Source organism: Hyphomicrobium sp. 01T421, from assembly GCF_056398805.1.
Genome location: NZ_JBFTQC010000004.1, coordinates 148,583 through 173,158, shown reverse-complemented (window position 1 = coordinate 173,158; position 24,576 = coordinate 148,583). Strand labels below are relative to the sequence as shown.

Here is a 24,576-nt window from a genome sequence, read left to right as displayed (position 1 = left end):
TTCCGTTGTTATACAGACAAACGGCGCGGGGTAGCGCACATTGCTGCACGCGACCCCGCTTAAAAGTTAAGCGAAAATCTGCTAATTCGCCTAAATTGCCTGCTGAGCCTGGGCGGTTTTCTGCCGCTTCACGACAAGCTTATTCAGCGCGGCGACAAAAGCCCGGGCGGACGCAACGAGCGTATCGGGATCGGCGGCGCGCCCCGTGGCGACGCGGCCGTCCTCCTCAAGACGCACTGACACCTCGGCTTGTGCGTCGGTGCCCTCCGTTACCGCGTGTACCTGATAGAGATCGAGCCGCGCGTTATGCGGAATGAGCTGCCGGATCGCATTGAAAGTTGCATCAACCGGTCCGTTGCCGATGCTCTGCACCGTTTTCGACTGCCCGTCGATGTCGAGCGTCAACGTCGCCGATTGCGGCCCCATCGTGCCCGCGATCACGGTCAAAGCCGTGACCTTTACCCGGTCGTTCATGTGCGCCATGCCGTCGTCGACCAGAGCTTCGATATCCTCGTCGTAGACATGCTTCTTGCGATCGGCGAGCGCCTTGAAGCGATTGAAGGCATCCTCCATCGCATTGTCGCCGAGCGTATAGCCGAGCTCTTTCAGCTTCGACTTGAACGCCGCCCGCCCCGAGTGCTTACCCATGACCAGCGACGATTTTCCAACGCCGACGGACTCAGGCGTCATGATCTCGTAGGTCTCGGTGTTCTTCAAAACGCCGTCCTGATGGATGCCGCTCTCGTGCGCGAAAGCGTTCCGGCCGACGATCGCCTTGTTGTACTGCACCGGGAAATTCGTCACCGCCGAAACGAGCTTCGAAGCACGCGCCAGCATCTCGGACTGGATGCCCGTGCTGTACGGCAGGAGATCGTGACGCGTGCGGACAGCCATGACGATCTCTTCCAAAGCGGCATTGCCTGCCCGCTCTCCGAGACCATTGATCGTGCATTCGATCTGGCGTGCGCCGGCGCGAACGCCCGCGAGCGAGTTGGCGACGGCCAGACCCAGATCGTCATGGCAATGGGTCGAGATGACGACCTTGTCCATGCCGGGAACGCGCGTCTTCAGCATCGTGATGAGGTCGAAATACTCTTCCGGCAACGCGTAGCCGACCGTATCGGGAATGTTGATCGTCGTGGCGCCCGCCTTGATCGCCGCTTCGACGACCCGGCAGAGATAATCATGTTCGGTGCGCGTTGCGTCCATCGCGCTCCACTCGACGTCGTCGGTGTAGCCGCGCGCCCGCGTCACCGACGCGACGACACGCTCATACACCTGCTCCTGAGTGAGCTGCAGCTGATGCTGGCGATGAAGCGGCGACGTCCCGATGAATGTATGAATGCGGCCGCGCTTCGCCAGCTTGATGGCTTCGCCTGCCCGGTCGATGTCGTTGAAGTTCGCGCGAGCGAGGCCGCAGATGACCGACTGCTTGGCGAGCTTGGCGATCTCGGTCACCGCCTCGAAGTCGCCTTCCGATGCGATCGGAAAACCTGCCTCGATAACGTCGACGCCCATCTCGTCGAGAAGCTCCGCGACCTGCAGCTTCTCCTCGAACGTCATCGTTGCGCCGGGGCACTGCTCGCCGTCGCGCAAGGTTGTATCAAAAATGATAATCTTGTCTTCGTCGCGCTTCGGCGCGGCTTTGGTCGGGGAAGTCATCGCTTTTCATCCTTTGCCGGGCGACCCTCGGGTCTGCCACGCTCGCTATCAAGCTCAATCGGTGACCGTCTCATCCCCTGGGCACAAACCCGGCGACGGCCGGGTGTCATGCGGCCCAGGGGCCGATAAGGAGAAGAGCCGAAAGCAGGAGATGAGGCGCGATCGAGCTGCCGTGCTCGCCATGCGCGAAGGCACCGGAATCAAACACAAAATCAGCAGCAATGTCGGTCGCGCGCGCCATGAAGGCAGACAATCCAACGAGTTGGCCGAATGATCCGGCCGAACAATCCAGTCCGGGCTGAATAACCGATCTGGCTCCCCAAAATCAAGCCGTTCGACCGTCGCGGCGCTTCAGCCCGGCTAAAACCCGCCGCCTGCGGCAATTTTCATTGCCGCCCAACGGATAATGGCCGCAAAAGCCGTTCAGGGGATGCCATACCGGCAAACGACCATTTTCGGGGGAGACGATCGCGTGACTACAGCCATAGAGCCATCTACGCGGGCAACCACCTATCCGCCGGCCCTCATCGCGCTCCACTGGATCACGGCACTGGTGTTCGTGGGGATTTTCGCCGCCGTCGAGCTGCACGAGTTCTATCCCAAAGGCGATCCGACCCGCGACCTGCTGATGCTTGTCCACAAATCGCTGGGGCTCACGATCCTGTTCCTGGTCGTCGTCCGCATCTTTATCCGGAGCCGCAACCCGGCGCCGTCGATCATTCCCGTGCCCCCGGCATGGCAGACGGCGATCGCCCACAGCACCCATGCGGCGCTCTATGCGGCGATGATCGCAATGCCGCTGCTCGGCTGGCTGATGTCGAATGCCGCCGGCCGCCCGGCGCCCTTCTTCGGCCTCGAACTCCCCTTCATCATCGGCGAGAACAAAGATCTCGCGCGCACCCTCAAAGAGGTGCACGAGTTCATCGGCAGCGCGCTCTATTACGTCATCGGCCTGCACGCGATTGCAGCGCTCGCACATCACCACGTATTCAAGGACAACACGCTTCACCGCATGTTGCCGCAGGCGACGCGCAAATAAGAGATCAGATCTGGAGCGTGCCCTCGGCGACGCGCACGGCATAACCGCCGATCCGCACACCATCGAGCTTGCCGCGCGCTATTGTCATCGTCAGCGAGATCGCGCTCGGACGACCCATTTCGAACCCCTGCTCGATGCCGCGCTTATGCACGCCGTCGGGCAGGGCGTCGAATTCTTGGATGACGTAGGCGAAGCTTGCCGCCGCCGACCCGGTCGCCGGATCTTCGCCGACGCCGAGATCTGGCGCAAACATCCGCGCATGAAAAGCCGATTGACCGCGAACACACTGGCGCGTGTAGAGATAAGCGCCGTTGACACCGCGATCGGTGAACGCCCGCGCCCAATGCTGGGGCGCAATCCTCACCTTCGCCATGGCGTCGAGGTTCGACACCGGCACGAACGCAAACGACGGCACGCTCTGCACGAGCGTGGGCTTATGGTTTTCAAAGGCGATCTCGTTGGGATTGAGCCCAACGGCCGCCGCGATCTGCTCCGGCTCCGACATGATTTCCGGAACGCAGCTGAGCTTCGGAGCGTCGAACTCGCCGAATGATGCCCCGCCCCTTCGCATGCGAATGCCGACGCGCAGGCTGCCGATCTCTTCCTCGAGCGCGATGATCGCGTCGCTCTCGCCGTTCCCGAGCAGCGCACGAAGCTCTGCCAATAGCACTGCCGTGCCGATCGTCGGATGCCCCGCGAACGGCAGCTCCCGGCTCGGCGTAAAAATGCGGATGCGCGCCGTATGCCCAGGCGTCGTCGTTGCCAACACGAAGACCGTCTCGGAGAGATTGAACTCCCGGGCGATCGTCTGCATTTCGGTAGCGCTGAGGCGGTCGGCGCCAAGCACGACTGCGAGCGGATTGCCGCCGAAAGGCCGTTCCGTAAAAACGTCCAAGACATGATACGTGAGCGCCATCGTGCGCCGTACTCCCCGCTGCTTTGCCTGCCCGCCGCGCGAACGGCGCGAATACCCTAAGTGAGCCCAGCGCGAGTATGGACCGTAGCCGTCAACGCGAGCGGGCGGAACCATGCGGCAAGCCTCAGCCGCAGCCAAGCCCTTTTTCGGCCAGCGGAACGGCCTCAGTGCGCGGCGAAAAGCGCTTCCATCGTCGCCCGGGTCGAAGGCAGCATGTTGAGGCGCTCGAGATCGTCGCGATTTGCGACGGGAATAATCGTTTGCAGCTCGGGATCGTCACACGTCGCGTTGTGTTCCTCGACAAGGCGCACAAGCTCGACTGTCGGCACGGGCGCAGAAAAACGAACCGCGAATGACATCTGCGTATCCGACCGCGTGACGATGAAGCCCTCCTCCCTTTGAACGAGCTTCGCGACGTCCCCCATCTCTTCTGCAATCTCCCGTTCGATGCTCCGTGTGATGTCGATCGTGCCGTCAGGAAGCACATCGCGTTCGTCGATAAAGCCCGAAGGCAGACACGCGAAGCCGTAGTTCACGTTGCCCGGCATCTGTTGTCCGAGCAGGTACTCGCCGTCCGATGACCGAATGAGCGCCGATCCAAATCCGTCGAGAACGCCGGCTTCGGGAAAGCCGTGCATCCGCCAGTAGAGATAGCTCTTGAATTCCGTGCGCGTCAGCGTTGCGTAAAGCGCGCCGTCGACGAACTGTACACTGTCGATCAGATGCACGATGCCGTTGAAGTACGCAGGGTTCGTTTTCGTCGCCGCCTGCCAGTGTTCATCGATCTCGCTCGCATGCTCTTGCGCAAAAGGCCAAGCTTCGCCTGAAAGCTTTAACGAGCAATTCGAAACGGATTTAACGCCGTTGGCGAAAGGAAAGCCGGCGTTCGGCATCGCGCGCGCTATCACGGGAGCGCCACCGCGAAACGAGATGCGCGAGCACGTGAGACACAAATAAGTCTCCGTCTGACTAGAACTCGCACCGGCAATTTCAGCTCCCTTTCAAATGCTCGAAGCACAAATATGTTCGGCATTTATCGATGTGAATTCCAATTGCACAAAAACGTTCTAGCCTTGGGTTCAGCCAAGTTTCGTCATGACCCGGCCAAGATTCGGCACGCATATGACACTCACGACAGCGTCGCTGGGGGGCGACAGTCAAGATCTCCCAGCACCTCTTAGCCGGTTTCAGCATCCTGGTGTTGCACCAGGTTTCATTGCGGCGAGGTGTGATGATGGATCACCTGCCGCCCGATGGAAACACCATCGGGCTCACGCAGCGGCCGCGCTGCGTCAGAGCCCCTATCTATCCGAAGAAGCCGTGCAAGCGGCAGAATCGGAAACGGGCGGCAGAGGTCCCCGCTCCTCTGCCGCCCGCGTTAGTCCCAGTCAATTGTCCGAAAGGTCAGTTGGCTGGATTTGACGTAGACCGCCCGCGCTGCCGCACGTTAACCCTCCCCAAAGCGCAGTAGTGCGGGCGGTTCCCGCTGTGGGAAACCCGCCCGTCAGCCGCTGCCGCGATTAGTTCTTGCCCTTATCGACGAGCTTGTTCTTCGAGATCCAGGGCATCATCGCGCGCAGCTTCGCGCCGACTTCCTCGATCTGATGGCTATCGTTCAAGCGGCGCGTCGCCTTGAAGTTTGGCTGCCCCGCCTTGCACTCGAGCATCCAGTCGCGCGTGAAGCGGCCGGTCTGAATGTCGGCCAGCACGCGCTTCATCTCGGCCTTCGTCTCGGGCGTAATGATTCTCGGACCCGTCTTGTACTCACCGTACTCGGCCGTGTTCGAGATCGAGTAGTTCATGTTGGCAATGCCACCCTCATAGATGAGGTCGACGATCAACTTCACTTCGTGCAGGCATTCGAAGTACGCCATCTCCGGCGCATAGCCCGCTTCGACGAGCGTCTCGAAGCCGGCCCGGATCATCTCTACGAGACCGCCGCAAAGCACGGCCTGTTCGCCGAAGAGATCCGTCTCGCATTCTTCGCGGAACGTCGTCTCGATCACGCCCGAACGGCCGCCGCCGATTGCCGACGCATAAGAAAGAAAGAGATCGTGCGCGTTGCTGCTCTTGTCCTGGTGTACAGCGATCAGGCACGGCACGCCGCCGCCCTTCTGATATTCACCGCGCACCGTGTGACCGGGGCCCTTCGGCGCGACCATGCCGACGTCGAGATCCGCACGCGGCTCGATCAAATTGAAATGCACGTTGAGGCCGTGCGCGAAAAGAAGAGCTGCGCCCTTCTTCATGTTCGGCTCGAGCTGCTCTCTGTAGATGTCGGCCTGCAGTTCGTCCGGCGTCAGCATCATGATGACGTCGGCCCACTTGGCCGCGTCCGCGACTTCCATGACCTTGAGACCGGCCTGCTCGGCTTTCTGAGCCGAACCCGAACCCTTACGAAGCGCAATGACGATGTCCTTGACGCCCGAATCCTTGAGGTTCAGCGCGTGCGCATGGCCCTGGCTGCCATAGCCGACGACAGCGACTTTTTTTGATTTGATAAGGTTGATGTCGGCATCACGATCGTAATAGACGCGCATGGGCGGCCTCTCGGGTTCCCCGGTCGATATCGACAGTCGGGCTGGGTTGAAAGCAAGGGGCCCGGATCAGCTATGAGCCGGGGCCCTGAAATCTGGGCGGAACCTACAGAGATCGGGATAAGGATTCAACGGGCCGGGGTGCTACCGACTGCCCTAGCACGAATATTTCTCCGCCCCTTTTTCTCGTCGCCCCGTGCAACAATTAACCGAACCCTAACTGGGAAAAGCGCAGATTTGCGATATCTGACGCCCAATTCGGACCCGCCCCATGCGAACGATCGCATTATTCGGAATTTTGTCTGCCGCTGTAGCACTTGCCGGTTGCGGCAACAGCGCGGCGCCTGTCGCGCCGAAGGCAAAGGCCGAAACGGGGATCTTCATTTCCTCCGGAGATTGCGCCGGCCGCCAGAAGCTCACCATCGATGAGTGCGGACAGGCGATCGATACAGCGGTTGCACTGCATCAGAGCCGGGCCCTGTCCTACAATTCCCTCTCCGCTTGCGCCGCCGCCGAAGGCCCGGACCGCTGCGCAAAGGGCGTCGACGGCAATTACCAGCCGAAACTCCAGGCATTTTTGATCACGTTCAGCCAACCGCCGAGCGCGATGCCGCTTTACGCGACGTCGGACGGCTCGTCCGGGTTCAAAGGGCTCGACAAGCAGAATTTTGGACTGAAAGATGAGCGAAACACTTTCTCGGAATCGGCCGAGGCGTTGGCACACGAGAACGCCCGGCTTGCCAAGAAGAGCTGACGCGCGGCGTCAATCTCTCAAATCATTTCGTGGACGAGCGGCCACAGCGACGCAACGAGCGCAACGGCCATCGCCACGTTGAAAATCCGCATCGATCTCTCGTCCGTGAGCAGCGGCCTGAGCGACGTGCCGAAGAATGCCCACGTCGTGGCCGAGATCAGCGAGACCGCCAGAAAGATTGCGGTCAGCACCGCGGCGTCGAACCAAAGGCTGTCCGGCGAAACGAAGTTGGCGGCAACGCTCAACGCCACCATCCACCCCTTCGGATTGACCCACTGAAAGAGCGCCGCTTCAAAAAACGTCATCGGCCGCGCTTCTGCCGTGACGATTGGGTTGCTCGTGCCGGCCGTCGCGATGCGCCACGCGAGCCACAGCAGATACCCGATGCTCGCGACCCGCAACGTCGTAAAAAGCGTTGGAAATAACAGGAATACGCGCCCGACACCCAGCGCAACGGCCAGGATCATGATCGTAAATCCGATCACCACACCCCAGACATGCGGACGCGTTCGCCTGAAGCCGAAGTTGACGCCGGACGTCAGCAGCATCGTGTTGTTCGGCCCAGGCGTCATCGCCGAGACGAATGCAAACGTCACGAGCGACAGAATGAGGTGCTGAGACAAATGCTGCGACAGCGCGGCAAACCGCGTGCCCCCTCTTGGACTAAGACATCACGGGCCACGTCGCGGGATCGACAGTAAGGATCAGGCGACGGCGCCCCGCCCGATAGCCGCAATGCCCGTACGCGAAACTTCGACGAGCCCAAGCTCCGACATGAGCTGAATGAACGTCTCGATCTTCGACGGCTTGCCCGTGACCTCGAAAACGAAATGCTCGATCGACGTATCGACGACCTTGGAACGGAAAATTTCGGCAAGCCGCAAAGCTTCGATGCGCTTGTCGCCCTTGCCCGCGACCTTCACGAGCGCGAGTTCCCGCTCGATGGAACCGCCCTCTTCCGTCAGATCGCGCACGCGATGCACCGGAACGAGCCGTTCGAGCTGATGCTTGATCTGCTGCAGCACCGCCGGCGTGCCGCTCGTGATCACGGTAATGCGCGACAGGCGCTTCTCGTGCTCAACCTCGGTCACGGTCAACGAGTCGATATTGTAGCCACGGCCTGCAAAAAGGCCGATGACCCGCGCCAGTACGCCCGGCTCGTTATCGACGACGACCGAGAGCGTGCGCGACACGATCTCCTGCGATCTGAGAACGCTCGGCGGCGGCATTTGCTTCGTTAGGTCGGACATCGTCGGTCTCTTGGGTATCGGGTGGAAGTTTGAATCAGGTGAAGGATTCGACCGGCGTGTGGCCGGCCGAATATTCCGGAATGCGCCACGGCTCGACCAGCGCTGCCGCCCGCCATACCTCGAAAGCGGGATGCGCGAGAACGGCATCCATATAGGCTCGGGTCGTCTCCCGCACGGGAATTTGATAGGTGTCGAAGCGCGTGACGACGGGCGCATACATCGCATCGGCCGCCGAGAACGCACCGTAGAGAAAAGGCTGGCTGCCCGCAAAGCGATTGCGCGACTCCGACCAGATATCTTCGATGCGATCGATGCATGCCTGGAGCGGTTCGGTTAACGGCGGCGTCGCAAAACGAGCGCCGAGATGCATCGGGCATCCCTGCCTCAGCGCCTGAAATCCGGCGTGCATTTCGTGCGAGATCGCGCGGGCGTGCGCCCGGGCTTTGGCATCGCGCGGCCAGATCGGAAGCTCCGGAAATTTCTCCGCCAGATATTCGATGATGGCGAGACTTTCCCAAACCGACACGTCGCCGTCGACCAGCGCCGGCACTTTGCCAGACGGCGAATATTCGAGCACGAGGCTGCGGCTCTCGGGCGTCCGCAAAGGAATGATGATTTCCTCGAACGGGACGTTGAAAGCCGACAGCAGAAGCCATGGCCTGAGCGACCACGACGAGTAAAGCTTGTTGGCAATGACGAGCTTCAGCATTGTCGCTAACGGTCGCTGGCCTTGCCGGGATCGGCAGCTGAGCCCGCTTCGCCCGGCTTCCCCGGAAAGACCGACTTCAGGAAGATCGGCATGCCATTCGTATCGACCATCTTCTTGAAGCTCTCGGCTTCCTTGACCGAAATATTATACTGCTTGAACGTGGCGACGAACCGCTGCCCCATGCCACGCGCAATATCTTCCGGCGCCGGCGTGCCCATGCGGACGCGATCGGCTTGCGGAATGCGCGCATAGATCTGCGCCAGCACTTGGCTGTGCATGTAGTCCTGCGCCATGCACGACTCGAGGCCCGCCGAATAGTTGCTGGCGAGCGTTTGCGTCCGGTAGCAGGCGTCGAGGAACTTCAGCACGCCCTGAGAACCTTCGCGGCGATGCAGTTCGGCAAGGCGCTTTGCGGCGTCCTTGATGTTGGCGGCGTGGTCCCAAGTTTCCTTGGCCGCCGACGCCTGGGGCATGGAAACAAGGGTCGCCATGCAAATAGCGGCCACAATGATACCAACCCCGAAGCCAGAGCCCCCGCTTCTCAAACCAGTACCTTTCCTGCATCGTCGATAGCCCGTTCGACTTCTTCGTCGGTAATGTTCTCGCCGAGCAGCATCTCGTTGTGGCCCTTGCCCGATGGGATCATCGGGAAGCAGTTCGCGAGCTTGGCGACACGGCAATCGAACATCACCGGGCCGTCCGTATTGATCATCTCTTTGATCGCATCGTCGAGATCCGCCGGATCCTCGCAACGCATGCCCTTCCAGCCATAGGCTTCGGCAAGCTTCACGAAATCCGGAAGCGCCTCGGTATAGCTTTCCGACAAGCGGTTGCCGTGCAGCAGCTGCTGCCACTGGCGCACCATGCCCATGTACTCGTTGTTCATGATGAAAACTTTGACCGGCAGGCGGTATTGAACTGCCGTCGAGCACTCCTGAATGTTCATCAGGATCGACGCGTCGCCCGCAACATCGATGACGAGCGACCGCGGATGCGCAAGCTGGACGCCGATAGCAGCAGGCAATCCATATCCCATCGTGCCTAATCCTCCGGACGTCATCCAGTGATTGGGGTCCTCGAACTGGAGGAATTGCGCCGCCCACATTTGATGCTGGCCGACTTCGGTCGTGAAGAACGTGTCGCGATTCTTCGTCAGCTCCTGCAGACGCTGACACGCGTACTGCGGCATGATGATGTCTTTGGAGTTCTTATACGCAAGCGATTTTTTCGCGCGCCAGCCATCGATCTGCTTCCACCAGGTCTTATGCGCCGCCTTGTCGAGGGTCGGCGCTTTCGCCTTCCAGATCCGCAGCATGTCTTCGAGAACGTAGGCGCAATCGCCGACGATCGGCACATCGACCATGATGTTCTTGTTGATCGACGACGGATCGATATCGACGTGGATCTTCTTCGATCCCGGCGAAAAAGCATCGACGCGGCCGGTAATGCGGTCATCGAAGCGCGCGCCGATGTTGATCATCACATCGCAATCGTGCATCGCGAGATTGGCTTCGTACGTCCCGTGCATGCCGAGCATGCCGAGCCACTGCTTGTCGGATGCGGGATACGCGCCGAGGCCCATCAGGGTCGACGTGATCGGATAGCCCGTCAGCCGCACGAACTCGCGCAACAGCTGGCTCGCCTTCGGACCCGAGTTGATGATGCCGCCGCCGGTATAGAACACCGGCCTTTTAGCATTGGCGATGAGATCCACCGCTTCGCGCACGGCCGTCTGTTCCGGCTTCAGCTTCGGCCGATAGGTCTTATGCTGAATATTCGACGGGCCGACGTAGTTGCCGAGCGCAAACTGCACGTCTTTCGGAATGTCGACGACGACGGGACCCGGACGGCCCGTACGCGCGATGTAGAACGCCTCATGCAGGATCCGCGCGAGGTCGTTGACGCTTTTGACGAGCGTGTTGTGCTTGGTGCACGGCCGCGTGATGCCGACGGTATCGCATTCCTGGAAGGCATCGTTGCCGATCAGATGCGTCGCGACTTGGCCCGTGATGCACACGAGCGGAATGGAATCCATCAAGGCATCCGTCAGGCCCGTCACGGCATTGGTCGCGCCCGGCCCCGACGTTACGAGGCAGACGCCGACCTTCCCGGTCGACCGCGCATAGCCTTCGGCCGAGTGCAAGGCCCCGCCTTCCTGGCGAACGAGAATGTGCCGGATCTTCTCCTGCTTGAAGATCTCGTCGTAGATCGGAAGGACGGCGCCGCCCGGATACCCGAAGATCAGCTCGACGCCCTGATCGGCGAGAGCCTGCAAAACGATTTCGGCGCCGGTCATCGTGCGTGCCATGAATAACTCCTTCGCCGGCAAAAGCCTGCAGGCGGTTTCAAAGGTCGGGGGAAAGTAGGGGTCCGAGCCTAATTGGTCAACGCTAACGCTGAATAAATGCGAAAATATCGCGCAATGAACTTGCCGTTTCTTTCGTCGAGACCCAACTCCACGTAATCATATTTCTCTTGAGCCAAGTTTCCTGCCGTTTGATGTATTGCCGGGTCTCCGCTTTTGCGAGCTCCCGCGCCTCATCCTCGCCGATCTCACCCGCAACGAGCCGCAAAAGCGGCCGGACGCCGATCGCCCGCATCGCCGGAAGTTCAGGATCAAGTTGCAGAAGCGACAACGCCCGCGCCTCGTCGAGCGCCCCCTCCCGCATCATCCGATCGAAACGAGCATCAGCCCGCGCATGGAGTTCGGCGCGGTCGCCAGAAACCGCGAAGCGAACCGTCTCGGTTTCATCGATCACCGGCTCGCCCCGCAATGATTGCCACTCGGCGAGCGATCGCCCGGTCGATTGGATAACCTCGAGCGCCCGTACGATCCGTTGCGTATCGGTCGGAGCCAGGCGCTCCGCCATGACCGGATCGACCCGCAGAAGCTCGCCGTGCAAGGCTCCCGCGCCCCGCTCCTCGCCCGCCCTGCGCCAGTAGTCGCGAACGTCGGCCGCTATGTCGGGTATGGGCGAAAGCCCCTCGATCAGCGCCTTGAAATAGAGCCCCGTGCCCCCGACGATGACCGGACGCCGCCCCTCGCTCCGCGCCTTGGCGATGGCCGTTGCCGCGTCGCGGACGAAGCGCCCCGCGGAATAGGCTTCCCCCGCCGGCACGAACCCGTAGAGCGCATGAGGAACGCGGGCTTCTTCTTCCACTGACGGCCGCGCCGAGAGTATGCGCAGCTCCCGATAGACCTGCATGCTGTCCGCGTTGATGATCTCGCCGCCGGTGTGCTCGGCAATCGCCATCGCAAGCACAGACTTGCCGCTCGCCGTCGGCCCCGCGATCAAAATAGGCTTTGTGTGATTTTGGGCTGCGCTCATGCAAAGGCCTCCTAGCGCACCCATCGGGGCGGCGCTAGGAGGCCCAAGTCAGATCGCGATCTGAAAGCCCTGAAGCAGGCTCAGTAATTCAGAATGGTCCTGACGCCGACAACGGCGGCATTGGGGATCTGCTTCAGATCGTCGGCATCGCTGCCGACGCGGCCGCCGGGGTTCCAGATGTATTGGAAGTCTGGCGAGATAGCGAAGCCAGGACGGATCTTGGCGAGATAGTTGAGTTCGATCACGGACTCGAAATTCGAGATCACGTCCGAAGTGAAGTCGCCGTCCGGATCGGTCTGCGCTTGGCTGAGCTTGCTCGAGATGTGGCCGTAGCCGAACGCGGCGCCGAAGGCGTCTTCCTTGCGCCCTGGCACGAAGCCGGTGAAGACGATGCCCGTGTCGACATACGTATCGATCAGGTTCTGTTTGTCCGGGCTACCCGACAGCCGCAGGAACGCATTGACCGCCTTATCGTCCGCACCCTTCCAGATCTGCTGGTCGATGATGCCGTAGATTCCGTAGCTGGTGTCGAGAACGGTCGGATTGAGGAACTCCGGCGCGTAGTGATTGAACTGCTTCCAGCCACCGAGCTTGAAGGTGCCGGGCAGGCCGGCATCATACTTGAACTGCGCTTCGACCATCAGCAGCGGCGCGTCCTGAAGACGGAATTCCACGCCGTGATTGTTGTCCTTTTGCGGGTTCTCCGAAAAAGGATCGGCCGGGCTGCCGTTGAAGACGGCGGCCAAAATGTTGAGGTTGTCGGTCGGCTGGTACTGCAATCGCACGCCAAGCGAAGCCAGCGGATACCCAGGTCCGCCCGCCGCCTGATCCGCAGCCGTAATGCCGGGCCAGCCGAACGTGCCGTTGATGAACTGCGAAGCCGTGTCGCTGATGAAGAATTCGGTATCGGCGGCGATCGAACCAACCTTGATTTTCACTTTGTCCTGCAGCAGCGACTGCTCCAGCCACAGTTCGTCGAGCCGGAACGTTTCGTAGCCCTCGATATTGCTGACCGCGAAGATGTTGCCGACGCGCTCGGTTGAAGCACCGATGCCGTGGATATAGAATGCGTTGGCGTGGATGACGGCGCCCTTCCAGCCCACGAGCTTCTCGAGGTCGATGTCGGTGTGGACATCGAAACGGCCGTCGAAGTTCGAGCCCTGCGAGTTGCCGCCCGACGCAACGTTCCAGTATTCGCCAATCCAGTTGACGCCATACGTGATGCCGCGGCTCGCGAATGCGGCGCGCACCGGATCATTCCAGCCGGCAGCGAACGAGTCTTCCGGAACGCCGCTGATGGATGCCTCTTCCGCCCGTGCCTCAGTAGACATGACCCCGGTTGCTATGCCCCCGGTTGCCGCGGTCAGCGTGCCCAACGCCAAGACCGGCAAAAGGCCGGACGAAACTCTCAATCGCATCGATGTACCCCCAAGAAGTCAACGCCCGGCACATAAACAAGCCGCACGCGAACCCCACCCCCTCGAACCCTGCCGCGGGCTCAACTCCGATTTAGAAGAAGATACTTGACCACTCTCGTCAACATTGGATCGCGGAAATGCTATGAGCGCAACATTCTCGGGTCATGCGCTGTTGCCCTTTTGCCATTGTTTTGTCCGGGCACGGAAAAGCAGTGCCCGGAAGTCGCAGGAGAAACTCCCGGTCCGCGTCACAAAACTGCGCACCGCCTGTCGCAATCCCGAATCATTTTATCGAAAGATCGCGCTCTCCGGGTGGCGTTTTGCCAAATGGCAGTTCACGTCCAGTCAGCCGCCACCATAGGTCCGAGGCGCGCGGGCGGAGCCGCTTCCATGCTCGTTGGACATTCGCCACGACCCGCGCCTTGACGATGCGCCCGTACCGCCAGACCCACGACGCCYGTATCTGCGCGAACAGCGCGTCTTTCCACGGCATCAGCCAATTGAAGCCACGGGCGAACCAACCGATCTGCATGAGCGACGGCTTCGTCAGAATAAAGATCCGCGCAAGGATCGCCGTCGAAGCCAGCTTCGCGCCGATGAACAACAACGTCGCCGTCGCGAAATGGCCGTTGGCGAGCAGCCATACGGCGACGAACTTCAGCGGCAGCAGCAGCGATGTCGGCAGCGCCAGCGCGACGAGGGCCGCATAGGGAGGCAGCCCGGCGACGAACCGCTCCACCGCCGCGATTGGCGCGAATTTCGCGAGCCGCCCGATAAGCTCGGAAAGCGGGCGCCATCCCCATTCCTCGAAGAGGATGATCAGCGCCGCGACGACATTGAGGGCGGCGATCAATGGTCCCCGCACGATCGACCAGAAGGTCCTCAGAAGCTCGCGCATGGTCCAAAGCGCAATGACCGACCCGCGCCAGATCGCACTCAGAACCCGCCCTGCCGTCTCCTTGAATTCCTGACCGTCCAAGCGTCCAATTCCTTGCAAAAAACCGGACACCGCCGGTCGAAAGGCCAAATTTAACACCCGATGATGAACCGGGGATAAGTTTTGCCGGAATTGATGCCAAGCCCCCGCTCGCGACAGGCTCTTACCCAAAACCCAGGTCAACGCGCCGCGCAAAAAAGACCTGCACGTCCATCTCCATGATTGATTACTTTTTCCGTATAGAATAGGGTCCAGTACTAGAGCTAAGCCACACGCTTCCCAGAACGGCTAAAGGCTGAACTCGCAACTAGCCCCGAGATGGCTCTCCCGGCCCCTATCTCGGGGCTAGTTTTTTGCCGAAAGTTGCGGTCACTCTTCCCCGGCTCACCGGGGCGAACGCGAGATTTCGGCCAATGGCATATTTACTGGAAGAGCAGCGGCACGACGTATACCGCGCCACGGGACAGCACACCTATCTGGGCAACGGTGACGTGTTCGTCCCGCGCTCCCTGGCGATCCGTTTCACAACGCGCGACGAAGCCGAGACGAAGCGGAAAAAACTGCCCCGTCCCGACGGCTGGAAAGTCGTCGAAGCCTAGCGCCACTCGCTGATTGATCGCCGCCGCTCGAAAGCCGCCGCTCGGTTTTACGCCGGCTCGCCGGCTTCTTCGAGCGCATGCGCAAGTTCTTCGCGTGCCTTCTCGGCCTGCCGCTGACGCGCCCAGAGGCTCGCGTAAAGCCCGTTCTTCGCGATCAGCTCGCCGTGCGTGCCCTGCTCCGCCACGCGGCCCGCCTCCAAGACCAGAATGCTGTCCGCATGGATGATCGTCGACAAACGGTGCGCGATGACGACCGTCGTCCGGTCTTTCGAAACGCGGTCCAGCGCGTCCTGAATTTCCCGTTCCGTATGGCTGTCGAGCGCGCTCGTCGCCTCGTCGAGCAACAGGATCGGCGGCGCTTTCAAAATCGTACGCGCAATCGCGACGCGCTGCTTCTCGCCGCCCGAGAGTTTGAGCCCCCGCTCACCGACCATCGTGTTGTATCCATCCGGAAGCCCGCGAACGAAATCGTCGATCTGCGCGAGCTTGGCAGCCGCATAGACTTCCGCGTCCGTAGCATCGGCCCGGCCGTACTTGATGTTGTAGAAAATCGTATCGTTGAACAGCACCGTATCCTGCGGCACGACTCCGATGGCAGCCCGCAACGAATGCTGGCTCACGTCTCGAATGTTTTGCCCGTCGATCGTGATCCGGCCACCCGTCACGTCGTAGAAACGCAGCAGCAGCCGCGCGACGGTCGACTTGCCCGCCCCCGACGGCCCGACGATGGCGACCATCTTGCCCGCCGGCACATCGAACGAAACGTCCTTCAAAATCACGCGCTCCGGATCGTACGCGAACCCGACGTGATCGAACCGGATCGCTCCGCCCGACACTTTGAGTTCCTTCGCACCGGGCTTGTCGGCGACCTCGGGGTTCTGCTCGAGCACTTCCATCATGCGCTCGATGTCGGTCAGCCCCTGTTTGATCTCGCGATACACCATGCCCATGAAGTTGAGCGGCATGAAGAGTTGCAGCATCAGCAGGTTGACCATCGCGAAATGACCGACCGTATCCTTGCCGGCCACGATGTCTGTCGCCGACATCACGAGACAGATCGTCAGCGCGATTGTGAAAATGACCGCCTGGCCGGAGTTCAAAACCGCGAGCGACGTGTAGGTCTTGATGCTCGCTTTCTCGTAAGCGGCCATCGACCTATCGTAGCGCGCCGCTTCCCGCCCTTCCGCGCCGAAGTATTTCACGGTCTCGTAATTGAGAAGACTGTCGATCGCCTTCGTGTTGGCGTCCGTGTCGCTCTCGTTCATCGCCCGGCGGATCGAAAGCCGCCAGTTCGTCGCCTTCACCGTGAACCACAGGTAGGCGGCGATCATCAGCACGATGGTCGCGATGTAGCGCCAGTCGAACTCGTAAGCGCAGACGGCGATGATCATCAGAAATTCGACGATGGTCGGGATGAGCGTCATCAGCGCCATGCGGCTGATGTTCTCGATCCCCGTCCGGCCGCGCTCCAGAACGCGCGTCAGTCCACCCGTCTTGCGTTCGAGGTGGAACCGCAGCGACAGCCGGTGCATATGCTCGAATGTCGACAGCGCAAGCTTTCTGACCGCATGCATCGCAACGCGCGCGAACATGCCTTCGCGGACCTGCACGAGCAGCGACATCACGATCCGCGCAATGCCGTAGAGAATAGTCGCCACCACCGGCGCGCCGATGAGCCAGGGCAGCGTCTGGCTGCTCGACACGTGGCCGCCGGTCGACGCGACGAGCGCATCCGTCGCCCACTTGAGCGTGAACGGCACCGTGACCGTCACGCCCTTGGCAATGACGATAATGGCGAACGACCAGAGGACCGTCCGCTTGAGGTCCGGCCGGTCCTCGGGCCAAACATAGGGCCAGAGAGCTTTCAGAACCCGAGATGTCTCGGCGGATGGGGTAATGCGCGCCAGCAATCCATCGCGGACCGCCGCGCACCAATTGACAAAGGCGCTTTGCATTGGGCTTCAGATAGGATCACGCGGCGCGAAAGTCCATCACAGTTACCGCCGGGGCAGATAAAGCCGCTCGCACGGATGGATCAGGTTGGGATCGCGGATAACGTCCTGGTTCGCGCGGTAAATCCGGCGGAAATACCAACCGTCGTGATAGTGCCGAAGGGCGATGAGCCACAGGTTGTCGCCGCGTGCGACCGTATAGCGGCCGGGCAGCAAGACCTTGTGGCCCGCAAGCCGGCAGCGGCCCTGCCGCGGTTGCCTGACCCAGCGCTTCACGACCGGACCACGCTTATGCGCCGATTGATTGGCCCCCCTGTTGACTGAGCGAATGGCTGAGCGATTGCTCGCTTGCCTGTGAAGGCGAGCGTGATGAGGGCGCGGCTTGCGCTCTGCCACTTTGGCATCGCTTTCGTCGGAGGATTTACCTTCGACTTTCTTCGCGGGCTGCACGCCACTGACCGACGGCTGCTCGGTCGCGCTCGGCGCAGCCGCGACGCTGGTCTCGTCCTTTTCCTCGGCCTCGTCCTCGACCATCGCCTGCTTGCTCGGATCCGGGGTCTGAGGGGCGAGTGCCTGCGGAGCGAGTGCCTGCTTGGCTTCCGCGTCTTTCTTGGCGGCCACTTCCGCCGCGCGTTCTTTTTCTGCGGCCTCGCTTGCGGCGGCAATCTTTGCCCGGGCCTCAGCCTCCTGAGCGGCCGCAGCCTTAGCGGCTTCCTCATCCGCCAGCCGCTTCGCTTCCGCTGCCTTTGCCTTCGCCTCTTCCACAGCCTTGGCTTCTTCCGCAGCCTTGGCTGCCTCGGCTTCTCTCAAGGCTTGCTGCTTGGCTTCCGCCTCCTTTGCCTCCGCCGCTCTTTGAGCAGCAGCCGCTTCAGCCGCCTGCCTCTCGGCGCTCTCTCGCTCTTTTGCCGCCGCGGCCGCTTTCTGAGCTGCCTCCTTCGCAGCCGCGACCTCCGCCGCCTTTTGCTTCGCCGCTTTCTCTTCCTCGGCGAGCCGAAGTTCAGCCTGCCGCTTTTGCTCCTCCGCGCGCCGCTTTTCTTCCGCCGCTTTCCGCTCCTCGTCGATACGAGCCACTTCCGCTTCGCGCGCCTTGGCTTCCTCCGCAGCCTTCGCGGCGGCATCGGACAGGTCGCGCTGATGCTTGGCTTCAGCCTCGGCCGCCATTTTGGCCTGCGCTGTACTGATCGCCTCTTCCGCGCGTGCCGCAGCAGCCGCTGCGTCCTCGTCCTTCACCTCTTCGACCTTGCGCGCGATCGCATCGCCCGCGACAGCCGACGGCGTCGACAACCGGCGAATGATCGTCGACTGAAATTCGCGATTGGCGCGCGCCAGCCAGTCTTGCACGCGATCGGCAATCCCAAGATCCTTCGGCGGCCATACGCTCTGAGCGAGATCGCTGTCCTTTTCGGACGAAACGTCGGCGTCGGAGGGATCAGTCTCGGGCGGCCGGACATCGATCTCTCGCGCATCGGAGCCTGTAGCATCGGAGCCTGTCGGCGCGTCAGGCCGGCGCGAAACGTCCTCGGCCAGCACGGGAAGCAGATCTTCGGCATCGAGCGTATCTTCGCTATCGATCGCGACCGGGGGAAACTCGCCGGCGATGATGACAGTTGTACCRCTGGACGCCGTATCCCCCCGATCAATGGCGGCCCCGAGCGGCAGCGGCAGCAGCCCGGCAAGGACGAGAAGCGCGGCGACGGCGCCAGCCCGCGCGCTTACGATCGCGGTTTTCTTCGCGGAAACCGTGGCTTCGTCATTTTTCATAACATCGCCTTTTAACTCGACTATGAACTAAGCACACGTGTCACGCTCTCGCCAAGCCCCAGAGCTACGACAGCGTGAAAATTCCTCTTGAACGCACCGCGCGCCCCGCAAAAGCGGCATGCGTCCTATTCATACTCTGGTGGCCCGGCAGCGAACCCCCAAATACTGATGCTACATCGTTTGAGAATGGATCGAGAATGAATGAAATGACAAAAATGGCCGGCACACCGGCCAGCGATAATAATTCCACACCCCCCTCAACAATCGAAGGCGTCTGCGTTTATTGCGGCTCCGGAAAGGGCCTGAACACCGCTTACACCGTGGCCGCACGCAAGCTCGGCAAGGCGCTCGCCGACAATGGCATCCGCCTGATCTACGGCGGCGGCAGCCTCGGCCTGATGGGCGAGGTCGCCCGCTCCGCGCTCGGTGCCGGCGGCAAGGTCACGGGCATCATCCCCGAATTCCTCGGCAACCGCGAGTTGATGCTGAGAGACGTCGACGAGCTGATCGTCGTCGAGAACATGCACACGCGCAAGCAGCTGATGTTCGATCGCGCCGACGCATTCGTGGCGCTTCCCGGCGGCGTCGGCACGCTCGAGGAACTCGTCGAACAGTTGACGTGGTCCCAGCTTGGCCGTCACGCGAAGCCGATCGTCATCGCCAACATCGACGGTTTCTGGAATCAGTTCCTGAAGCTTCTCGAGCACATGAAGCAGGAGACATTCATTCGCGACGGCCTCGACGTGCGCTTCACCGTTGTCGATAAGGCCGAAGACATCCTCCCCGCGATCCTCAAAGCTGCGAAGCTGCAAAAACCTGACAGGGAAGAGCAAGTGCTTGATAGGTTCTGACGAAACAAAGGGACGGCTACGACTTCTCCGCGCTGTGAAAAAGCTCGTCGAACATACTTGAGAGCGTCGCGACTCCGTCTGGCGAGAGATGACCGTCATCCGAATACATTGCCTTGCCATTGATGCTGTAATGGCAAGCGTTCGGATCGCATAAACTAAGGTGCGGATAGACGACGCGGACGTGAGGGATCGTCGCTAGCCGCGCTAGCAAGGGAAGAACGAGACGCTCATGCTCGGCAAACTCCCGCAATGTCAGTTCCGGAGGTAGAGGTAGATTCCACGCGATATGGCGCGCCATAGCCGGGCCAACAGCGAATTTCTGGTTCGGAACCGGACCCACCAGGACGACTTCCTTGTTTTGCGCAACGAGGCGGTTGACGATCTCCTCGAGTACGCCGCCGAAAACTGAGCCATCCGCGAGCACGCGCGTCCCGTACACAACGGGATTTCCACTGCCGTCGCGCACCGTGCTGTTCGCGAATGCCGACCATCGCGCCACAAGAATGACACGCCGGATACCAGGCTCACCGATGGCTTTGAAAATAGCTTCGTTGTGAGGGCGGCAGTTCCTGCTCGCCAAGCGTCGGTAGAACGTGACTCCAAGCAGCGGGGGGCATCCCGGGGCTGCCGCTATGACTGCGCCTTGGCCGGTCTTGCTATGAAAGCTAATAAAGCCCGGGATGAGGGCCTGGGCGAAACTGTCACCCCACAAGACGGTGTCAGGCGTGCTGCCATCGTTGCCGATGAGATAGGTATCGTGAGTCCACCCTGGCTGGCGCTTCAATCCCAACACACGCCCCGAAACCGTTCTCCTGAACTGCATCGCATCGATCGCAGCCGGCCAGCTTTGCAGCCAGTGCGGACGGACGATGATGACGGCAGATGCCCCAACGAGCGTTAGGACAGCGGTGGCTCCAGCACGGAACACCGTTTTCGTCGAAATGGCGCCGGAGCGCCGGAAGGGCTCCTCGATAAAACGCCAAGACAAGGCCCCGAGACAGACGCTCGCTACGGCAAGGCCCATACGCGCGTCCGTCGCGTGCGGTGCTTCGGCTCCGAAGACATCCGGAAAACGATATTGGCAGAGCACCAGTAATGGCCAGTGCAAGAGATAGATGGAATAGGAAATCAGCCCAATCCCAATCATCGGTGACGACGAGAGCAGGCGCGCCACGAACGACTTTTGGGGCGTCATGCCGGAATGAATGATAAGAGCAGCCCCCAAACAGAGCGGCACTGCTGCCAGTCCGGGAAACAGCGTATCATCATCGTAAAAGAAATAGCTGAAGGCGATTAGCAACACGCCCGTCGCCGCTTCGGCCTCGATTGCCCAGCGGCGCGACGGCGGCGGCAGAGCAGCAAACGCAAGCAGCGTTCCTATTCCTAACTCCCAAACCCGACCGAAGGTCGAGAAAAAGGCGGGTTCCCGTGCGCGCGCTACACTGAAGCCGCTGTACGCAAGTGAAAGCACCGCAACCGCCAAGAACAGCGGCGATAGACGCTTTCTTGCGAACTTGAAGAGCAGGAGAAGCGTCAGCGGAAACACGATATAGAACTGCTCCTCGACTCCAAGCGACCATGTGTGGAGAAGCGGCTTTTCGGTCGCCGCGCCGTCGAAGTAGCCGTTTCGGCTTTGGAAATAAAAATTCGACACGGAAAGAACGGCTGCGAGCAGACTGCGGCCATAATTCTTGTAGTCCAGCGGAAAAAGAACGAACAAGGCCGCGAGCGTCGTCACCGAAAGGCAGACAACGAGAGCCGGCAATATTCTGCGGATGCGCCGAACGTAGAACTGCGTCAGGGAAAACGTGCCGGCCTCGAGTTCGGACTTGACGATCCCGGCAATCAAAAAACCCGAAATGACGAAGAAGACATCGACGCCGCCGTATCCGCCTGGAACGGCGAGGCCGAAGTGATAGCCCAGCACACCTAAAATCGCGACGGCGCGCAGACCGTCGATGTCGGCGCGATGCGCTCTAGTGGATAACAGCGCGGTCTGAAAAATCCCCCGGCCCTTGTCCAACGCCTCCGACCCTTCCCCAGCTCCCCTGGTTAGAAGTTTGCATAGAGTTCCGGAGAGGGACAGCTCTAAAGGGGCTTGCTTGTGGTTAAGTGCATGGCAAGAAGCGCTGCGCACCGACCACACAGTTGCGTGCGGGCCGCTTCCCTTCTATCAGCGCGTATGGCCAAAACGACCGCAGATCCGCTCCCGCCCGTTGCCCGCATCCCAGCCGCCGACATCGCGAGCTACATCGACCGCATGCGCGCGGGCGAACGCCGCGCCATCTCAACGGTGATCACCGAACTTGAACGGCTGTCAGAAGCCGCACCCGGATTACTTCAGGCGCTGCAGCCGCATCTCGGACACGCGCTCGTCGTCGGATTCACAGGGCCGCCCGGCGCCGGCAAATCGACACTCGTCAACGCCGTCATCGCGCATCTGAGACAGCACGGCCGGACCGTCGGCGTTATCGCCGTCGATCCGTCGAGCCCGATCTCGGGCGGCGCTATACTCGGCGATCGCATCCGCATGACGGCGGCGTTGGATGACGACGGCGTCTTCGTACGCTCACTCGCCTCGCGCGGTTATCTCGGCGGCCTCTCACCTGCTGCCGTCCGCATCATCGACGCACTCGACGGCGCGGGCTTCGATATCGTGCTGCTGGAAACCGTCGGCACTGGACAGAACGAAGTCGACGTCGCGGAAGTTGCCGACATCCGCGTCGTCATCGCCGCGCCTGGAATGGGCGATGACATTCAGGCGATGAAGTCCGGCCTTCTGGAAATCGCCGACATCATCGTCGTCAACAAAGCCGATCGCCCCGGTGCTGAACAAACGATGCAGCAACTTGTCGGCGCACTGTCGATCCGCGCGATGGCGGCCGAAAAAGTCCCCGTGTTGAAGACGAGCGCGCTGAGCGGCGATGGCGTTCCCGCACTCGTCGAAGCGTTCGACGAAATCGGCACGCGCGTGATCGCCGATGGCGCGATCACGAGAAGGCGTCGCAGGGCTCGCTATTTGATCGCGCGCGCCGCCGCCGACATCGTCGCCGCACGCATCAAGTCCGGCGGCAAGGAAGGTCTCGATCCGCTCGCGGATGCCGTTCTCTCAGGCACGATGACACCGGACAAGGCAGCACGCCGCTTGCTCGAATAGCGAATCGGGCCACCTCGGCAACAATCCGCGCCCGATCTTTACTTTTTCCACAGGCTTGTCGCGCAGCGCACGCAGCAATTTGCTAATCGTGCCCGATCGAGTTTTCTGATTTCGAGACGGGGGTAAATAAACATGCGACGAGGCGTTCTCGCCGGGTTGGCGACAGCAGCGATCATGGCATCGGCCGGTCAGGCAGCAGCCGACAATCTCACTGGCATCGAGCTGCGAGGGCTACTCGCTGGACGGACGATTTACATCTCGGCGCCGTTCGGATCGGTTCCCATCCGCTACAATCCCGGCGGCACGATGAGCGCCAAATCAAAAGCGATGGCCGTCCTCTCTGGCGGCATCAGCGAAGACCGCGGAACCTGGCGCATTTCCGGCAACCAGTTCTGCCAGCGCTGGAACCTCTGGCAGGCGGGCCGCGAGCAATGCTTCTCCGTCACGCGCACAGGCTCGACGCTTCGCTGGGCCAGCAACGACGGCATGACCGGCACCGCGTACTAACCGCTCGTCTCGCGTTGGCGGCCGGCTCCCGGAACGGGAGTCGCCAACGCCCAATATCAAAGCCACCTGCGCCGCTTGAAATAGAGATACGGCAGGATCGCCGAGACGACCATCATGCCCAGCGCGAACGGATATCCGAGGCCCCACCTGAGCTCCGGAATATCGGCGAAGTTCATGCCGTAGATGGATGCGACCAGCGTCGGCGGCAGGAACACCACGGCCGCGACCGAGAAGATCTTGATGATCTGGTTCTGCTGCAGATTGATGAGCCCGAGCGTCGCGTCGAGCAGGAAATTGACCTTGCTCGACAGGAACGTCGCCTGATCTGTCAACGCGACCACGTCCCGATACAAAACCTTGCTGCGCGCCTTGGCGTCCTTCGTAACCTTCTTGTCCTGCTGATCGACGCTGGTGTGATAGGTCAGCACGCGGTTGATGCTGACGAGACTTTCGCGGACCTTCGTCAACAGATCGCCGTCCTGGCCGATCCTCTCGATCGCCGCTTGCAGATCGTCGCTGGAAGGGGATGCCTTTTCCTTCGCCTTCCCGCCCCTGCGAAACACTTGCCGCGAAACCTGATCGATCCCTGTTCCAACGCGCTCAAGAGCATCCGCCATGCGATCGAGCAGCGCTTCGATCAAGCCCATCATGATCTGCTCGCCGTTCCCGACGGGCACGGCATTGGAACGCTGCGCGCGCACGACGAAATTGGCGAAGGCCTTGGGCTCCGCATAGCGAACGGTCACGAGCGTGGTGCCCTTGAGCACAAACGTGATCGGCGTGTTGATCGGCTCGTCGCTTTCGAGCTGAGACGCAGCAGTCAGCGTCATGAACTCGGCGCCGTCCTCCTGATAGAGCCGGGCGGAGACTTCGATCTCCTGCATCTCCTCCCGCGTCGGCAGCGAAATTCCGAGCAACTGCTCCACATAGCGGTTGTCCTGCGGAGCCGGATTATAGAGATCGATCCAAAACGGAAGATCGATCACCCCCGCATCGGCCTCAATGCCTTCCTGCGCCAAAACGAGATGCGAATTTTCGCGGCGATAGCTGCGCAGCATGTATAGGCCCTTCCGGTTCTCGGCCGCCGCGCAGCCGTCCAAGCGGGCCCGATATCAGGCGAGCTGGAAGGATACGGGCGAAATCGAAGTATCGCTTCGACTGTCGCAGTCCATTTGTTTTGATCCTCGTATCCGGGCCG

Annotated in this window: 23 protein-coding genes; 6 read left to right on the top strand and 17 right to left on the bottom strand. The window is 61.2% G+C overall.

Annotation, left to right across the window (positions count from 1 at the left end; genetic code table 11):
• Positions 1-90: 90 nt before the first annotated feature.
• The gene (locus AC1DK3_RS19590) at positions 91-1,662 is read right to left on the bottom strand and encodes a 2-isopropylmalate synthase (RefSeq protein ID WP_477193919.1); all 1,572 of its coding nucleotides are present in this window, start codon (positions 1,660-1,662) and stop codon (positions 91-93) included.
• Positions 1,663-1,768: 106 nt separating this feature from the next.
• A complete protein-coding gene (locus AC1DK3_RS19585; RefSeq protein ID WP_477193918.1) occupies positions 1,769-1,903 on the bottom strand; it encodes a hypothetical protein in 135 nt (44 codons plus the stop codon).
• Between the two features lie 231 nt (positions 1,904-2,134).
• Between AC1DK3_RS19585 and AC1DK3_RS19580 the strand changes: the two genes are divergently transcribed.
• Positions 2,135-2,701 carry a cytochrome b gene (locus AC1DK3_RS19580; RefSeq protein ID WP_477193917.1) on the top strand — a complete coding sequence of 189 codons (567 nt, stop codon included), beginning with the start codon at positions 2,135-2,137 and terminating at the stop codon, positions 2,699-2,701.
• A 4-nt stretch (positions 2,702-2,705) separates the two neighbouring features.
• On the opposite strand, the gene AC1DK3_RS19575 is transcribed toward AC1DK3_RS19580, so the two are convergent.
• The 3 genes from AC1DK3_RS19575 to ilvC form a co-directional block, all read right to left on the bottom strand.
• On the bottom strand, positions 2,706-3,617 hold the full coding sequence (locus AC1DK3_RS19575; protein WP_477193916.1) for a PhzF family phenazine biosynthesis protein: 912 nt from the start codon (positions 3,615-3,617) through the stop codon (positions 2,706-2,708).
• 164 nt (positions 3,618-3,781) lie between these two features.
• Positions 3,782-4,570, bottom strand: a complete 789-nt coding sequence (locus tag AC1DK3_RS19570) for an NUDIX hydrolase (RefSeq protein WP_477193915.1) — start codon at positions 4,568-4,570, stop codon at positions 3,782-3,784.
• A gap of 567 nt (positions 4,571-5,137) precedes the next feature.
• Positions 5,138-6,157: a ketol-acid reductoisomerase gene (ilvC, locus tag AC1DK3_RS19565; protein WP_477193914.1), complete on the bottom strand. Its 1,020-nt coding sequence runs from the start codon at positions 6,155-6,157 to the stop codon at positions 5,138-5,140.
• Between the two features lie 268 nt (positions 6,158-6,425).
• Here ilvC and AC1DK3_RS19560 point away from each other — a divergent pair, with 268 nt between their 5' ends.
• Positions 6,426-6,908 carry a DUF1190 domain-containing protein gene (locus AC1DK3_RS19560; RefSeq protein ID WP_477193913.1) on the top strand — a complete coding sequence of 161 codons (483 nt, stop codon included), beginning with the start codon at positions 6,426-6,428 and terminating at the stop codon, positions 6,906-6,908.
• 17 nt (positions 6,909-6,925) lie between these two features.
• On the opposite strand, the gene AC1DK3_RS19555 is transcribed toward AC1DK3_RS19560, so the two are convergent.
• The 8 genes from AC1DK3_RS19555 to AC1DK3_RS19520 all read right to left on the bottom strand — a co-directional run bounded on the left by AC1DK3_RS19555 (position 6,926) and on the right by AC1DK3_RS19520 (position 14,593).
• Positions 6,926-7,531, bottom strand: a complete 606-nt coding sequence (locus AC1DK3_RS19555) for a LysE family translocator (protein WP_477193912.1) — start codon at positions 7,529-7,531, stop codon at positions 6,926-6,928.
• A gap of 81 nt (positions 7,532-7,612) precedes the next feature.
• Positions 7,613-8,158, bottom strand: coding sequence for an acetolactate synthase small subunit (gene ilvN, locus AC1DK3_RS19550; protein WP_291167164.1), 546 nt, complete (start codon positions 8,156-8,158; stop codon positions 7,613-7,615).
• Positions 8,159-8,192: 34 nt separating this feature from the next.
• Positions 8,193-8,867, bottom strand: a complete 675-nt coding sequence (locus AC1DK3_RS19545) for a glutathione S-transferase family protein (protein WP_477193911.1) — start codon at positions 8,865-8,867, stop codon at positions 8,193-8,195.
• 5 nt (positions 8,868-8,872) lie between these two features.
• The gene (locus AC1DK3_RS19540; protein ID WP_477193910.1) at positions 8,873-9,358 is read right to left on the bottom strand and encodes a hypothetical protein; all 486 of its coding nucleotides are present in this window, start codon (positions 9,356-9,358) and stop codon (positions 8,873-8,875) included.
• 50 nt (positions 9,359-9,408) lie between these two features.
• Positions 9,409-11,175, bottom strand: a complete 1,767-nt coding sequence (locus AC1DK3_RS19535; RefSeq protein WP_477193909.1) for an acetolactate synthase 3 large subunit — start codon at positions 11,173-11,175, stop codon at positions 9,409-9,411.
• A gap of 82 nt (positions 11,176-11,257) precedes the next feature.
• Complete coding sequence (gene miaA, locus AC1DK3_RS19530) at positions 11,258-12,196, bottom strand: tRNA (adenosine(37)-N6)-dimethylallyltransferase MiaA (protein ID WP_477193908.1); 939 nt, start codon at positions 12,194-12,196, stop codon at positions 11,258-11,260.
• An 80-nt stretch (positions 12,197-12,276) separates the two neighbouring features.
• A complete protein-coding gene (locus AC1DK3_RS19525; protein WP_477193907.1) occupies positions 12,277-13,614 on the bottom strand; it encodes a carbohydrate porin in 1,338 nt (445 codons plus the stop codon).
• 283 nt (positions 13,615-13,897) lie between these two features.
• Positions 13,898-14,593: a hypothetical protein gene (locus tag AC1DK3_RS19520; RefSeq protein ID WP_477193906.1), complete on the bottom strand. Its 696-nt coding sequence runs from the start codon at positions 14,591-14,593 to the stop codon at positions 13,898-13,900.
• A gap of 371 nt (positions 14,594-14,964) precedes the next feature.
• Here AC1DK3_RS19520 and AC1DK3_RS19515 point away from each other — a divergent pair, with 371 nt between their 5' ends.
• The gene (locus tag AC1DK3_RS19515; protein WP_477193905.1) at positions 14,965-15,150 is read left to right on the top strand and encodes a hypothetical protein; all 186 of its coding nucleotides are present in this window, start codon (positions 14,965-14,967) and stop codon (positions 15,148-15,150) included.
• A 47-nt stretch (positions 15,151-15,197) separates the two neighbouring features.
• Here AC1DK3_RS19515 and AC1DK3_RS19510 read toward each other — a convergent pair whose 3' ends face one another.
• On the bottom strand, positions 15,198-17,105 hold the full coding sequence (locus AC1DK3_RS19510) for an ABCB family ABC transporter ATP-binding protein/permease (protein ID WP_477193904.1): 1,908 nt from the start codon (positions 17,103-17,105) through the stop codon (positions 15,198-15,200).
• A gap of 42 nt (positions 17,106-17,147) precedes the next feature.
• Positions 17,148-18,863 carry a LysM peptidoglycan-binding domain-containing protein gene (locus AC1DK3_RS19505; RefSeq protein ID WP_477193903.1) on the bottom strand — a complete coding sequence of 572 codons (1,716 nt, stop codon included), beginning with the start codon at positions 18,861-18,863 and terminating at the stop codon, positions 17,148-17,150.
• A 197-nt stretch (positions 18,864-19,060) separates the two neighbouring features.
• Between AC1DK3_RS19505 and AC1DK3_RS19500 the strand changes: the two genes are divergently transcribed.
• Positions 19,061-19,714, top strand: coding sequence for an LOG family protein (locus AC1DK3_RS19500; protein WP_477193902.1), 654 nt, complete (start codon positions 19,061-19,063; stop codon positions 19,712-19,714).
• 16 nt (positions 19,715-19,730) lie between these two features.
• Here the strand turns inward: AC1DK3_RS19500 and AC1DK3_RS19495 are convergent, their stop codons facing one another.
• Positions 19,731-21,737 (bottom strand): acyltransferase family protein, encoded by a 2,007-nt coding sequence (locus AC1DK3_RS19495; protein ID WP_477193901.1) that lies wholly within the window; start codon positions 21,735-21,737, stop codon positions 19,731-19,733.
• Positions 21,738-21,896: 159 nt separating this feature from the next.
• Here AC1DK3_RS19495 and meaB point away from each other — a divergent pair, with 159 nt between their 5' ends.
• Positions 21,897-22,871 carry a methylmalonyl Co-A mutase-associated GTPase MeaB gene (meaB, locus tag AC1DK3_RS19490; RefSeq protein WP_477193900.1) on the top strand — a complete coding sequence of 325 codons (975 nt, stop codon included), beginning with the start codon at positions 21,897-21,899 and terminating at the stop codon, positions 22,869-22,871.
• A 132-nt stretch (positions 22,872-23,003) separates the two neighbouring features.
• Positions 23,004-23,378 (top strand): hypothetical protein, encoded by a 375-nt coding sequence (locus AC1DK3_RS19485; RefSeq protein ID WP_477193899.1) that lies wholly within the window; start codon positions 23,004-23,006, stop codon positions 23,376-23,378.
• Positions 23,379-23,434: 56 nt separating this feature from the next.
• Here AC1DK3_RS19485 and AC1DK3_RS19480 read toward each other — a convergent pair whose 3' ends face one another.
• Positions 23,435-24,436 carry a magnesium transporter CorA family protein gene (locus AC1DK3_RS19480; protein WP_477193898.1) on the bottom strand — a complete coding sequence of 334 codons (1,002 nt, stop codon included), beginning with the start codon at positions 24,434-24,436 and terminating at the stop codon, positions 23,435-23,437.
• Positions 24,437-24,576: the final 140 nt, after the last annotated feature.

Coding starts and splice junctions, on each gene's coding strand:
- AC1DK3_RS19500 (WP_477193902.1), top strand. CDS start 19,061: ATGAATGAAATGACAAAAATGGCCGGCACACCGGCCAGCGATAATAAT.
- AC1DK3_RS19480 (WP_477193898.1), bottom strand. CDS start 24,436: ATGCTGCGCAGCTATCGCCGCGAAAATTCGCATCTCGTTTTGGCGCAG.
- AC1DK3_RS19510 (WP_477193904.1), bottom strand. CDS start 17,105: ATGCAAAGCGCCTTTGTCAATTGGTGCGCGGCGGTCCGCGATGGATTG.
- AC1DK3_RS19560 (WP_477193913.1), top strand. CDS start 6,426: ATGCGAACGATCGCATTATTCGGAATTTTGTCTGCCGCTGTAGCACTT.
- ilvC (WP_477193914.1), bottom strand. CDS start 6,157: ATGCGCGTCTATTACGATCGTGATGCCGACATCAACCTTATCAAATCA.
- AC1DK3_RS19585 (WP_477193918.1), bottom strand. CDS start 1,903: ATGGCGCGCGCGACCGACATTGCTGCTGATTTTGTGTTTGATTCCGGT.
- AC1DK3_RS19545 (WP_477193911.1), bottom strand. CDS start 8,867: ATGCTGAAGCTCGTCATTGCCAACAAGCTTTACTCGTCGTGGTCGCTC.
- AC1DK3_RS19525 (WP_477193907.1), bottom strand. CDS start 13,614: ATGCGATTGAGAGTTTCGTCCGGCCTTTTGCCGGTCTTGGCGTTGGGC.
- AC1DK3_RS19515 (WP_477193905.1), top strand. CDS start 14,965: ATGGCATATTTACTGGAAGAGCAGCGGCACGACGTATACCGCGCCACG.
- AC1DK3_RS19575 (WP_477193916.1), bottom strand. CDS start 3,617: ATGGCGCTCACGTATCATGTCTTGGACGTTTTTACGGAACGGCCTTTC.
- AC1DK3_RS19590 (WP_477193919.1), bottom strand. CDS start 1,662: ATGACTTCCCCGACCAAAGCCGCGCCGAAGCGCGACGAAGACAAGATT.
- miaA (WP_477193908.1), bottom strand. CDS start 12,196: ATGAGCGCAGCCCAAAATCACACAAAGCCTATTTTGATCGCGGGGCCG.
- AC1DK3_RS19540 (WP_477193910.1), bottom strand. CDS start 9,358: ATGGCGACCCTTGTTTCCATGCCCCAGGCGTCGGCGGCCAAGGAAACT.
- AC1DK3_RS19535 (WP_477193909.1), bottom strand. CDS start 11,175: ATGGCACGCACGATGACCGGCGCCGAAATCGTTTTGCAGGCTCTCGCC.
- AC1DK3_RS19485 (WP_477193899.1), top strand. CDS start 23,004: ATGCGACGAGGCGTTCTCGCCGGGTTGGCGACAGCAGCGATCATGGCA.
- meaB (WP_477193900.1), top strand. CDS start 21,897: ATGGCCAAAACGACCGCAGATCCGCTCCCGCCCGTTGCCCGCATCCCA.
- ilvN (WP_291167164.1), bottom strand. CDS start 8,158: ATGTCCGACCTAACGAAGCAAATGCCGCCGCCGAGCGTTCTCAGATCG.